At 75.3% G+C, this 12,749-nt stretch carries 7 protein-coding genes; 5 read left to right on the plus strand and 2 right to left on the minus strand.

From position 1 onward, the window contains the following. Positions 1-9 precede the first annotated feature (9 nt). From NFX44_RS15730 to NFX44_RS15750, 5 genes are all read left to right on the plus strand, one after another. Positions 10-5,271 carry a non-ribosomal peptide synthetase gene (locus tag NFX44_RS15730; RefSeq protein ID WP_262284303.1) on the plus strand — a complete coding sequence of 1,754 codons (5,262 nt, stop codon included), beginning with the start codon at positions 10-12 and terminating at the stop codon, positions 5,269-5,271. After that, positions 5,268-6,440, plus strand: a complete 1,173-nt coding sequence (locus NFX44_RS15735) for a PLP-dependent aspartate aminotransferase family protein (protein ID WP_262284304.1) — start codon at positions 5,268-5,270, stop codon at positions 6,438-6,440. Before NFX44_RS15730 ends, NFX44_RS15735 begins: the two co-directional genes overlap by 4 nt. An 86-nt stretch (positions 6,441-6,526) precedes the next feature. Next, positions 6,527-7,243 carry a thioredoxin family protein gene (locus tag NFX44_RS15740; protein ID WP_262284305.1) on the plus strand — a complete coding sequence of 239 codons (717 nt, stop codon included), beginning with the start codon at positions 6,527-6,529 and terminating at the stop codon, positions 7,241-7,243. A 37-nt stretch (positions 7,244-7,280) separates the two neighbouring features. Further along, positions 7,281-8,474, plus strand: coding sequence for an MFS transporter (locus NFX44_RS15745; RefSeq protein WP_262284306.1), 1,194 nt, complete (start codon positions 7,281-7,283; stop codon positions 8,472-8,474). A gap of 11 nt (positions 8,475-8,485) precedes the next feature. Beyond that, complete coding sequence (locus NFX44_RS15750; RefSeq protein ID WP_315974597.1) at positions 8,486-9,463, plus strand: DUF817 domain-containing protein; 978 nt, start codon at positions 8,486-8,488, stop codon at positions 9,461-9,463. Here the strand turns inward: NFX44_RS15750 and NFX44_RS15755 are convergent. Together NFX44_RS15755 and NFX44_RS15760 are read right to left on the minus strand one after the other, a co-directional pair. Next, positions 9,438-11,087 (minus strand): glycoside hydrolase family 10 protein, encoded by a 1,650-nt coding sequence (locus tag NFX44_RS15755; RefSeq protein ID WP_262284307.1) that lies wholly within the window; start codon positions 11,085-11,087, stop codon positions 9,438-9,440. The two genes, NFX44_RS15750 and NFX44_RS15755, sit on opposite strands and share 26 nt — an antisense overlap. Positions 11,088-11,237: 150 nt before the next feature. Continuing rightward, positions 11,238-12,440, minus strand: coding sequence for a S1 family peptidase (locus NFX44_RS15760; protein WP_262284308.1), 1,203 nt, complete (start codon positions 12,438-12,440; stop codon positions 11,238-11,240). Positions 12,441-12,749: the final 309 nt, after the last annotated feature.

Genomic DNA, 12,749 nt, shown 5'->3' on the forward strand with positions numbered 1-12,749 from the left:
CTGTCGCCGATGCAGCGCCTGGCCTGGGCCGGCAAGCAGGACCTGGTCCGGGCGCGGGTCGGGCTCGACCGGCCGCTGGACCGGGCCCGGTTGCAGGCCGCCGTCGACACGGTGGTGGCCCGGCACGAGGCGCTGCGGCTCGCGCTGGTGCACCACCCCGGGTTGCGGGTGCCGCTGCAGGACGTGGACGACGCCCGCACCGTGACGGTCGGGGCGCAGGGCGACCTGTCGGTCGCGCTGACCGACGACGCGCTGGAGGTGGCCGCCACCCCGCTGATCGCCGATCCGGCCAGCCTGCGGCTGCTCCTCGCCGACCTGGCCAGGGCGTACGCCGGCGAGGCGCGGCCGGAGGAACCGGAGGCGTTGCAGTTCCTCGACGTGGCCGAGTGGCAACTGGAGGAGCGGGAGCAGGCCCCGGCCGCCGAGCCGGCCGCACCGGCGGCGCGGCTGGTCACCCCGCACGGCGACGACCCGAGCGCGGTCGTCACCGCCACGGTGCCCGCCGCCGCGCTGGCCGACGCCGCGCGGGACGCGGGCGTCGGGCCCGGCACCGTGCTGCTGGCCGCCTGGGCCGTCGCCGTGTCCCGCCGGGCCGAGGCGCCGGACGGCGCCGACGAGGCGGACCTGGTGCTGGCCCGGTGGAGCGACGGCCGGCAGGCCGACGGCACCGCCGGGGTGGTGGGTCCGCTGGGGGGTTACGGGCCGCTCCGGCTGCCCCTGCCGCTACCGGCCTCCGCCGCCGACCTGCTGACGCTGGTCGGCGCCGCCGAGGCCACCGCCGACGAGACGTTCCACCTGGTCGATCCGGTGGACGAGCAGTCCGGTGCGGTCGCCGGCTTCGCGCTGCGCCCGGCCGTGGACCCGTCCACGGTGGCCGGTCTCGGCGGGACCACGGTGACGGTCGTCGACCCGGCGCCGGCCACCGGCCCGCAGCTCACCGCGCTGACCGACGGCGACCTCGTCACCCTGCGGGTGGTCGGCGGGCAGTGGCTGCTCGACGCGCTGCTGGCGGTCCTGCGCACCCTGCCCGCCGCGCTCGCCGGGGACGCGCCGCTGTCCCTGTTCGGCGACGCGGAGGCCGGCTGGCTGGCCGACGCTGCCGGGACCGCGTCCGGGGCGACCGGCCGTACCCTCGTGGAACTGCTGGACGCGGGCCTGGCCGGGATGGCCGGGGACGCCCCGGCGCTGGTCGCCGCCGACGGCGCGTACACCGCCGGTGAGCTGCGCGACCGGGCCGCCCGGGTGGCCGGCGCCCTCGCGGCGCGCGGTCTGGCCGGCGCACCGGTCGGGGTGCTGGCCGCCCGCTCCCGGGACACCGTGGTGGCCTTCCTCGGCGTGCTGCGGGCCGGGGCGGTGTTCGTGCCGCTGGACCCGGACGCCCCGCCGGCGCGCCTCGCCGCCCAGCTCCGGGCGGTCGGCGCGGAGGTCGTGGTCGGCGCCGGCGGCCCGGGGACCGTGAGCGTCGCGGACCTGGTCGCGGCCGGCGGCCCGCCGCCCGCCGCGGCGCCGGTCCCGGCCGACCCGGCGTACGTGATCTTCACGTCCGGCTCCACGGGAACGCCCCGCCCGGTGCGGGTGTCGCACGGCGCCGCGGCGCACCTCGCCGGCGCGCTGGAACAGACGGTGTACGCGGGCAGCAGCCCCGGCCTGCGGGTGGCCGTGAACGCCCCGCTCACCTTCGACGCCTCGGTCAAGCAGCTCGTGCAGCTCGGCCACGGGCGCGGCCTCTACCTGGTGCCCGAGGAGGTCCGCCGGGACGGTGCTGCGCTGGCCGCCGCACTGGCCGACCAGCACGTCGACGTGCTCGACCTGACCCCCGCCCAGCTGCGCATCCTGCTCGCCGGCGCCGGCGACACCCCGCTGCCCGGCCTGCTGCTGCTCGGCGGCGAGGCGGTCCCGCCGGACCTGTGGGAGACGGTGGCGGCGCTGCCCGGCGTCCGCGCGGTCAACCTGTACGGCCCGACCGAGTGCACGGTGGACACCAGCGTCGCGGAGATCCGCGCCGGGGACGCCCCGAGCATCGGCCGGCCGCTGCCCGGCGTCGCGGTCTGGGTGCTGGACGAGCGGCTGCGGCCGGTGCCGCCGGGCGTGGCCGGGGAGCTCTGCGTCAGCGGCCCGCAGCTCGCCGACGGGTACCTCGGCGATCCGGAGACCACGGCCCGGCGGTTCGTGGAGGTGGCCCTGCCGTCCGGGCGCACCGCGCGGGTGTACCGGACCGGCGACCGGGTCCGCTTCGACGCCGACCGGCGGCTGCGCTACCTGGGCCGCCTGGACGACCAGGTGAAGATCCACGGGTTCCGGGTGGAGCCGGGCGAGGTGGCGGCCGTCCTGCGCGGGCACCCCGAGGTCGCCGACGCCGCCGTGGTGGCCCGCGACGACGACGGGTACGGCGACCGCCTCGTCGCCTATGTCCGGCCCGGCACCGGCCCGGCCCCGACCGTGGACGTCGACCGGATCGCCGGGGTCAACCCGCACGAGACCCGCTACCTGTACGACGAGATCTTCGTCCAGCAGGTCTACCTGCGCGACGGCATCGTGCTGCGGCCCGGAGCGATTGTGCTCGACGTGGGCGCGAACATCGGCATGTTCTCGCTGTTCGTCCACACCGTCTGTCCGGACGCGACGATCCACGCGTTCGAGCCGGTGCCGTCGGTGGTCGACGTGCTGCGGCGCAACGTCGCCGAGTTCGGGGTGCCGGCCACGGTGCACGGGTTCGGGCTGTCCCAGGCGGCCGGGGAGGTCTCCTTCACCTACTACCCGGGCTACTCGATGATGTCCGGCCACGCCGCCTACGCCGACCCGGACGCCGAGGTGGCGGTGATCAAGCGGTACCTGACCAACGAGCGGGACGCGGGCGCGGGCGAGCGGGACGTCCTGCTCGGCCGGGTCGACGAGCTGCTCGCCGAGCGCTTCGCCGGCCGGCGGCTCACCGTGCCGGTCCGGCCGCTCTCGGCCGTCCTGGACGAACTCGCCCCGGAGCGGATCGACCTGCTGAAGATCGACGTGCAGCGGGCCGAGGCGGACGTGCTGGCCGGCATCGAGGACCGGCACTGGCCGCTGATCGCACAGGTCGCCATGGAGGTGCACGACGCTCCCGGCACCGACACCGGTGGCCGGCTGGCCGAGCTGGTCGCGATCTTCGAGGCGCGCGGCTTCACCGTGGTCACCCGGCAGGACGACCTGCTGGCCGGCACCGACCGGCACACCCTGCACGCGGTGCGCCCCGAGTACGCCGCCGACCCGCGCCCGGCCGTGGTCACGCCGGCCGCGCCGGCGGCCGGACCGCTGTCCGAGCGGCTGCCCGGCTGGCTGGCCGACCGGCTCCCCGCCCACCTGCTCCCGGCCGCCGTGGTGCTCCTCGACGAGCTGCCGCTGACCCGCAACGGCAAGCTCGACCGGGCGGCGTTGCCCGCGCCCCGCCTCGGCCGGCCCGGCGCCGGCGGGGGCGTCCCGCCCGCCAACCGGGCCGAGGAGATCCTGGTCGAGGCGTGGCGCGAGGTGCTCGGGGTGGCGGACTTCGGGGTGACCGACAGCTTCTTCGCCCTCGGCGGTGACTCGATCCGCAGCATCCAGATGCAGGTGGCGGCGCAGAAGCGCGGGCTGTCCTTCCAGCTCAACGACATCTTCACCCACCAGACGATCCGGGAGCTGGTCGCGCACGGGCAGCTCACCCTCGGCGGCGTCGAGACCGCGCCCGGCGGGGCGGAGACCGGGCGCTTCGCCCTGGTGGCCGCCGCCGACCGGGAGCGGCTGCCGGACGGGCTCGCGGACGCGTACCCGATGACCGCCCTCCAGCAGGGCATGGTCTACCACGGCGAGCTGACCGGCGACCCGGCCATGTACCACAACGTCACGGCGCACCGGGTCGCCGCGCCGCTGGACGCGGCGGCGCTGCGCCGCGCGCTGGCCGGGCTGGTGGCCGCCCACCCGGTGCTGCGGACCGGGTTCGCGCTGGGCGCGTACTCGGAGCCGTTGCAGCTCGTGCACGCGGACGTGCCGGTCGAGGTGCCGGTGACCGACCTGGCCGCCGCCGACCCGCAGGCCCGCCGGGAGCGGATCGACGACCTGATGGCCGAGGAGCGGGTACGCCCCTTCGACTGGGCCCGCCCACCGCTGCTGCGGCTGCACGCCGTGCGGGAGGACGCCGACGCGTTCACCCTGGTCGTCGCCGAGTACCACGGCATCCTCGACGGCTGGAGCCTGCACCGGTTCCTCACCGACCTGCTGGCCGCGTACGACGCCGAACGGGCCGGCCGGGCGCGCCCGGCCGACCCCGGCCTGCCGTTCCGGGAGTACGTGGCGGCCGAGCGGCGCGCCCTGGCCGACCCGGTCACCCGCCGGTTCTGGCTGGACGGCGCCGGCGCGGCGCGGCCGCTGCTGCTCGGCGGGGCGCAGCCCCGGACCACCACCACCCAGCGGGTGCCGCTGAGGGCGGGCAGCACCGAGGTCGTCGCCGAGGCGGCCCGGGCCGCCGGGGTGCCGGTCAAGTCCTGGCTGCTCGCCGCTCACCTGCGACTGATCGGCGAGCTGGCCGGCCGGGACGACGTGGTCAGCGGCCTGGTGGTCGGTGGCCGGCCGGAGGGCGAGGGCAGCGACGCCACCCTCGGGCTGTTCCTCAACACCCTGCCGGTGAGCGTGACGCTGGGCACCCGGTCGCCGGCCGAACTGGCCGCCGAGGTGTGGCGCGCCGAGCGGGAGCTGATGGGGTACCACCGCTTCCCGCTGGCCGAGATCGTCCGCGCCGGCGGGGGCGGCCCCCGCTTCGACCACTTCTTCAACTGGACCCACTTCCCGCCCGGTCCGGCCGGCGGCGGGAGCCGCGTCGTGGACAGCCGGGGCATCACCGTCGACGTGGCGTTCAGCCTCGCCGTCGACGCCGAACTGGACGCCGGGACCCGCCGACTGGCCCTCACCGTCCAGTACGACCACCGGCACGTGCCCGCGGAGCGGGTGGACGCGCTCGCCGACGGCTTCCGCCGGCTGCTCGCCGCCGACCCGGCCGCGCCGCTGCCGCCCGTCGCCGCCGCCGGGCCGGCGGCCGGCGACGGGCGCGGCGAGTGGGCCGCCCGGGTGGCGGGGGCCTGGCAGGAGGTGCTCGGGACCGCGCCGCGCGACCCGGCCACGGACTTCCTGGCCGCCGGTGGGGACTCGCTGCGCGCCCTGCGGCTGGTCACCGTGCTGCGGCAGCGCCACGGCAGCGACCTCACGCTGCCCGAGTTCACGGCGCTCGGCAGCTACGGCGCGCTGGTGGACCGGGTGGCGCGCTCGTGACCGGTTTCAGCACGGCCGCCGTGCACGGCGACGACGGTCTGGTCCCCGGTGGGGCGGTGGCGCCGCCGATCGTGCAGAGCGCGACGTTCAGCGCCGAATCCGACGAGCGGTTCACCGAGATCGCCACCGAGGCCCGGGGCAGCGCCTTCTACACCCGCTACGGCAACCCCAACCACGCGCAGGTGGCCGCCGTGGTGGCCGAGCTGGAGGGGGCGGAGACGGGGCTGGTCACCGCCTCCGGCATGGGCGCGATCAGCACGGTCGCCCTGGCCCTGCTCTCGGCCGGCGACCACGTGGTGGTGCAGCGCAGCGCGTACGGGGGCACCACCTCGCTCGCCACCGGCCTGCTGGCGCGCTTCGGCGTGTCCTGCACCCAGGTCGACCAGACCGACAGCGGGGCCTTCGACCGGGCGCTGCGCCCGGAAACCCGCCTGGTGCTCGTCGAGACGCCGAGCAATCCGCTGCTGGAGCTGACCGACCTGGCGGCCGTGGTCGCCTCGGCCCACGCCGCCGGCGCGCTGGTGGTGGTCGACAACACCTTCGCCACGCCGGTCAACCAGCGCCCGCTGGGCGCCGGGGCGGACCTGGTCTGGCACAGCGGCACCAAGTTCCTCGGCGGTCACTCGGACGTGTCCGCCGGGGTGGTCGTCGGCCCGGCCGGGCTGGTCGAGCGGGTGTGGCGGACGGCGATCGTCACGGGCAGCACGCTCGGCCCGGTGGACGCCTGGCTGCTGCTGCGCGGCATCCGTACGCTGCCGCTGCGGGTGCAGCGGCACAACGACAACGCCCTCGCCCTGGCCCGGGCCCTGGAGGGGCATCCGGCGGTCGCCCGGGTCCGCTATCCGGGGCTGCCGTCGCACCCCCAGCACGATCTCGCGCGCCGGCAGATGACCGGCTTCGGCGGGGTGCTCGGCGTCGACCTGGCGGCGGGCCGGGCGGGGGCGGCCGCCCTGCTGGGCGGGCTGGGGCTGGCGAAGCGCGCGGCCAGCCTGGGCAGCGTCAGCACGCTCGTGGTGCACCCCCGGTCGATGTGGGCGGGGATCGTGGACGCCGCACAGCTCGCGGCCACCGGCATCGGCGAGGGGCTGGTCCGCGTCTCCACCGGCATCGAGGACACGGCCGACGTCGTGGCCGACTTCCTGGCGGCGCTGGACGGGGTGCCGACCTGACGCGGGGCGGACGTCGGCGCATGGTCCGGGCCGCAACGGGAATCGGAGTGCCGCCAGCAGCACCGACGGACGCCAGGAGCCACGCCATGACGGACCTCTCGCCCACCGGGTCGCCGCCGCGGGCCGGCGACGGCGGCTTCGCCGTCGTGGAGATGTTCACCTCGCAGGGCTGCGAGAGCTGCCCACCCGCCGAGGAGGTGCTCACCGAGATCGAGCAGGACGCCCGCAAGCGGGGCGAGCCGGTCTTCGCCCTGGGATTCCACGTCGACTACTGGGACCATCTGGGCTGGCCGGACCCGTACGCCGCCGCGGCGTACACCGCCCGGCAGGAGGCGTACGCCCGGGCCTTCGGCACCGGACACCTCTACACCCCGCAGATGGTCGTCAACGGCACGGCCGAGTTCGTCGGCTCCGACCGGCGGCGGGCCGCCGAGGCCATCACGTCCGCGCTGTCGGCGGCGGCCATCACGCCGCTCGCCCTGTCGGTCGGGGACGCGGGCGGCGGGCACGTGGTGGTGGACTACCGGGCCGAGCGGCCGCCGGCGCGGGGCATGCTGCACGTGGCGGTCGTCGAGCGGGGCCTGGAGAACGACGTCCCCCGGGGCGAGAACGCCGGCCGCCGGCTGCGGCAGGACAACGTCGTACGGGCCTTCACCTCGGTCGGCCTCGGCGCCGAGGAGGGCCGGGTGGACCTGGCGGTGCCACCGGATCTCGACCCCGCGCAGGCGTCGGTGGTCGGTTACGTGCAGCAGGAGGGTGAGCGGGCCGTCGTCGGCGCCGCGGCCGTCGACGTGTCCACCTGAGCCCGCCCGCGCGCCGCTCACCCGAGGAGCACGCCCGATGAGCATCGCCCAGCAGCAGAAGCGCCTCACGCCGAACGTCACCCTGGTCCTGCTCGCCTCGATCATCGTGTCGTTCGTCGCCGCGTCGACGGCCCCGAGCCCGCTGTACGGGATCTACCAGGCGCGCTGGCACTTCTCGCCGATCACCACCACCGTGGTGTTCGCCGTCTACGCGGTCGCGGTGCTGGCCTCGCTGCTCACCGTCGGCAAGCTCTCCGACCATGTCGGGCGGCGCCCCGTCCTGCTCGCCGCGATCGCGGTCCAGATCATCTCGCTGGTCATCTTCGCCCTCGCCGGCGGCGTACCGGCGCTGGTGGCCGCCCGCGTCGTGCAGGGCCTGGCGGCCGGCACCGCCACCGGCGCGGCGGCCGCCGCCATGCTCGACATCGACCGTGCCCGCGGCACGCTCGCCAACTCGATCGCCCCGGGCATCGGGACCGGGGTCGGTGCCCTGCTCTCCGCGCTGCTCGTCCAGTACCTGCCCGCGCCGACCCGCCTGGTGTACGTCGTCCTGCTCGTGGTCCTGATCATCCAGGGCGTCGGGGTCGTGCTGATGCCGGAGACGGTCACGCCCATGTCGGGGGCGCTGCGGAGCCTGCGGCCGGAGATCCGGCTGCCCCGCGCGGTACGCGGGCCGCTGCTGGTCGTCGCGCCGGTCGCCTTCGCCGTCTGGGCCCTCGCGGGGTTCTTCGCCGCGCTCGGCCCGGCGCTCGTGCGCGCGCTCATGAACTCCTCGATCGTGGCCGGGGGCCTGAGCATCTTCGTCTTCGCCGTCTTCGGGTCGGCCGCCATCCTCGTGCTGCGCGACCGGCCCGCGCGGACCGTCATGCTCACCGGCATCACCGCGCTCGTGATCGGCATGATCATCACGCTGGTGTCGGTCTCCGCCGACTCGATCGCCGGCTTCTTCGTCGGCCTCGCGTTCGGGGGCGTCGGCTTCGGGGGCGGCTTCCAGGGCAGCCTCAAGACCGTCACGCCGCTGGTCGAGGCGCACGAGCGCGCCAGCGTGCTCTCCCTGCTCTACATCGTGTCCTACGTCGGTTTCGGCCTGCCCACGGTGATCGCCGGCTTCCTGGTGGTCCACGGCGGCGGCCTGCGCCGGACCGCCGAGGAGTACGCCGTCGCCGTCGTCGTGCTCGCCGCGGTCGCCCTGCTCGGGCTGCGCGGGACGACCCGGACGGCACCGCGATAGCGTCGAGGGCGATGCTCAACCCGTCCGGACCAGCCGCCCTGACCACGGCCGAACGCGCCATCGACACCCGCTCGCGGGCGATCCTCGCCCGGCTGCCCCGGCACGGGCCGGCGGGCTGGCTCACCGAGTTCGCGGTCTTCGGGCTCAAACAGGCCTGGGCCTGCGTGTTCGGTGGGGCGCTGCTGGCGGTGATCTTCGCGGCGCATCTCTGGTATCCGGGGGATGCGGCGTTCGCCCGCAACGACTTCCTGACGCTCGCGGCGGTCGCCATCCAGGTCGCGATGGTGGCCGGCCGCCTGGAGACCCTGCGCGAGCTGCGGGTGGTGGTGCTGTTCCACCTCGTCGGCACGGCCATGGAGCTGTTCAAAACCGAGGTCGGCTCCTGGTCCTACGCGTCCGACGGCCTACTGAGGGTCGGCGCGGTGCCCCTGTTCAGCGGCTTCATGTACGCCGCGGTCGGCTCCTACCTCGTCCGGGTGAACCGGCTGTTCGACCTGCGTTTCACCCGCTACCCGAGGCGCTGGGTGACGGCGGTGCTGGCCGCGGCGATCTACGCCAACTTCTTCACCAACCACTACGTCGTCGACGTGCGGTGGCTGCTCATCGCCGCCGTCGCGCTCGTGTTCGGCCGCTGCGTCATGCAGTTCCGGATCTTCCGGTTCCGGTGGCGCATGCCGCTGCTGCTGGCCTTCCTCCTCGTCGCCTTCTTCATCTGGCTCGCCGAGAACATCGCCACCTGGTCGAACGCCTGGCTCTACCCCAGCCAGCTGGGCGGTTGGCACCTGGTCTCGCCGGCGAAGCTCGCCTCGTGGTTCCTCCTCATGATCATCTCGGTGGTGCTGGTCACCTGGATCTCACCGCCCCAGCCGCCCGACCCGCCGCGGCCGCCCGACGACCCGGGGCCGGACACGGCGGCGGACCCCGACGCGGCCGGCGTGCCGGGCGGGACGCCTCCGGCCACCGTCACGCGACGGACGCCGGCGCGCTGAGCCCGCCCTCGTTGCCGCTGCGGTCCAGCCCGGAGACGCAGTAGGTGAGGGTTCCGCCGGCCGGGGCGGCCGGGTCCACCCAGTCCCGACCACGGGTGGTGCCGACGAGCCGGGCCGTGCCGCCGTCCACCCGGTAGACGGCGAAGCCCACGGCGTCGTCGCCGCGCCAGGTCAGCGCCACACCGCCGGTGTCCTGACGCCGCGCGCCGGTGAGGGCGGGCGCGGGCGGCGGCGCCGCCGGCAGCTGGGCCATCGTCGGCAGCAGCGCGGGGGCGGCGTAGTGCGCCCGGCTGTACCGGCTGACCGCCCCGAGCCGGTCCGCGCGCACCTGGCGGGCGCTGAAGTGCACGCTCCCGCTCACCCCGTGCCGCCGGTTCAACGCGAGCTGCCGGTCCAGCTCGGCCGGATCCCGCCAGGCGCCGCGCTCGCCGACCCGGTAGTCGGCCTGGCCGATGTAGAGCTGCACCCGGGTGCCGCGCACCGTGGCCGCCCACCAGGGCAGCAGCTTGGCGTAGTCGGCCTTGCCGAATCCGATGTTCCAGTAGAGCTGCGGCACGACGTAGTCCAGCCACTGCCGCCGTACCCAGAGCCGGGTGTCGGCGTAGATGTCGTCGTAGCTCTGCAGGCCGGCGGTGGGCGAGCCGGCCGGGTCGGTGCGCTTGTTGCGCCAGATGCCGAACGGGCTGATGCCGAACTTCACCCACGGCTTGATCGCCTTGATCCGCTCGCTCATCTCCCGGACCAGGGTGTTCACGTTGTCCCGGCGCCAGGCGTGCCGGTCGCCGAACCGCCCGCCGTAGCGGGCGAACGCCGCGTCGTCCGGGAAGTCCTGCCCGGCCTCGGGATAGGGGTAGAAGAAGTCGTCGAAGTGCACCCCGTCGACGTCGTACCGCTGGACCGCCTCCAGCATCGCGTCCTCGACGAACCGGCGCGCCTCGGGAATGCCGGGGTTGAAGTAGAGGCGGCTGCCGGGCTTGTCGGCGCTGGGATAGGTCACCACCCAGTCGCGGTGCCGCCGCAGCGGGTGGGTCGGCGCGAGCTGGTCCAGGTGAGGGCCCGGTCCCCCCACGGTGGCCGGTTGGCCGCCGCGGTAGGGGTTGAACCAGGCGTGGAACTCCAGGTTGCGGGCGTGCGCTTCGGCGACCATGAACTCAATCGGGTCCCAGCCCGGGTCGCGGCCGTCGCGGCGCCCGGTCAGCCACTCCGACCAGGGCGCGTAGTCCGACGGCCAGAGCGCGTCCCCGCTCGGCCGCACGTGCACGAAGACCGCGTTGTGGTTGCGCCGCACCGCCAGGTCCAGCCAGCCGCGGAACTCGGCCCGGGCGGCGTCGGCCGGCAGCCCCCGCCGGCTCGGCCAGTCGATGTTGTTCACCGTCGTGATCCACATGCCGCGCAGCTCGCGGGTCGCCCGGGCCGGCCGGCCCGCGCAGTCCCGGCCACCCCCCGCCGGGCCGGCGGTGGTGGCCACGCCACCCGGATCCGCCGCGCCACCGTCGCCGGCGACCCGGTCGCGCAGCGACCAGGCGCCGACCCCGCCCACCACGGCGAGCGCGACGACCACCGCGACGAGCGCCCGGGTGTGGCGGCGGGGTACGGGCGACGGGGGCGTCTCGGCGGAGGGCATCGCCCCAGTCTGCCAGCGCCGCCCGCCGGGTGAACCGGCCGGAACCGCTTCTTGACGGCCAGCCAAAGGCGCCGGCGTGGGCCGGTCCGGGATGGACCGGCCCACGCTGTTCGGTTCCGCGGTACGCCGGCCGTCGCCGGCGTCGGAACCTCAGCCCTGGATGAGCGAGGCGCCGTAGTAGGTGAGCGACCCGATCTGGGCGTCACCCACCGGCCGCAGCAGCGGGGCGTACCAGACGGTCCGGGAGCCGTTGGGGCTCACGCCGGGGCAGGTCGCCGTGCCGAGCACGCCGGCGGAGACGGTGCCGCGCGCGTCGACCCGGCCGTCCGACCGGTACGAGTACACCGGCCCGCCGCTGTCGCCCGGCGCCGCGGCGCAGCCCCCGGCGACGATGTGGTTGGCCTGCGTGACCGGCCCGATCACGTACCCGATGTTGACGAACTGGCTGACCACGTCGACCCGCAGGCTGCAGTGCTCACCGCTGGACGACCCGCCGGTGCAGACGTAGTTGCCGACGTAGTCGGAGGCGGCGCCGCCGACCCCGACGCTGGTGGCCGCGTTGTACGGCCCGGTGTAGATCCGGCCCCCGGCCGCGACCCTGATCATCAAAGTGTCCCGCGGGTTCCAGTCGTTGATGATCGGGCCCATGGTGTTGGTGGGGCCACCACCGTCGTACGCGACCTGACCGTTGATGCCGCAGTGCCCGGCGCTGAGGATCTGCCGGGCGTCGTTCCAGTACACCCCGAAGCCGGTGCTGCAGCCGCCGCCGGCGTAGTAGCGCGCCCCACCCCAGTAGGGGGCGAAGTCGTTCTGGCGGTTGAGCGGCGTGGCGCTCGGCGTGGTGCTCACGCTGAGCGGCAGCTTCGCGGTACGCAGGACGTCCCGCTTGCCCGACGCCAGCGCCCTGCCGGAGACGGTCACCGCGAGCCCGCTGCCGTCGACCTTGGCGGCCACCGAGACGGCCCGCGGGTCGGCGGCGAGCCGCTGCGCCTCGGCGACCATCTCGCGCTGGTGGAACCGGGCCGGCTTGAACTTGACCGGCACGGAGAGCCGCCGGGCCAGGTCACGGACCGACCCGGGAACCCGACCCTTCCAGTAGACGGTGAGCCTGCGGGCCTCGGGCGCGGCGACCACGCCGGCGAAGCCCTCGCCGCGGGCGGCCGTGATCTCACCGGCCGCCGCGTTGAGCCGGTCCTGCTCGGCGAACAGCGCACGCCAACTGGCGAACCCACCCGGCACGGCCTCGGCCGGCTGGGTCGACGGTGTGACGGGTTTGCCGTCGGCCATGGCCGGCGTCCCGAGGGCGCCGGTGGCGACGATCGCGGCGGCCAACGCGAAAAGGGCACGGCGCATGACCGTTCCCCCGCGTCCGCCCGATGTCATTGGACTCATGCGGTGTTACCTCCTGAAGATGAGAGCCGCCGGGGCGACAATTCCCCCGGTCGCTCTCGAATTCTGCGGCGATGAATTTCATTCACCAGGCTCCTGCTGCCATACGGACTCAGCCATTTACCCGGACGGTGTCGGCGTGCGACCATTGCCGGTTCCCGCCAGAACATGGGCCTGAGCAGGGCAGATGTGTTCCCGTTGCCGCTGTTCGGCAATTCCGGACACTGTCGGAAAAGCGCTTCAAGAAGGCACCCCGGCTCACCTTCACCGGGT

It is taken from the genome of Micromonospora sp. MA102, assembly GCF_025460765.1.
Classification (GTDB): domain Bacteria; phylum Actinomycetota; class Actinomycetes; order Mycobacteriales; family Micromonosporaceae; genus Micromonospora; species Micromonospora halotolerans.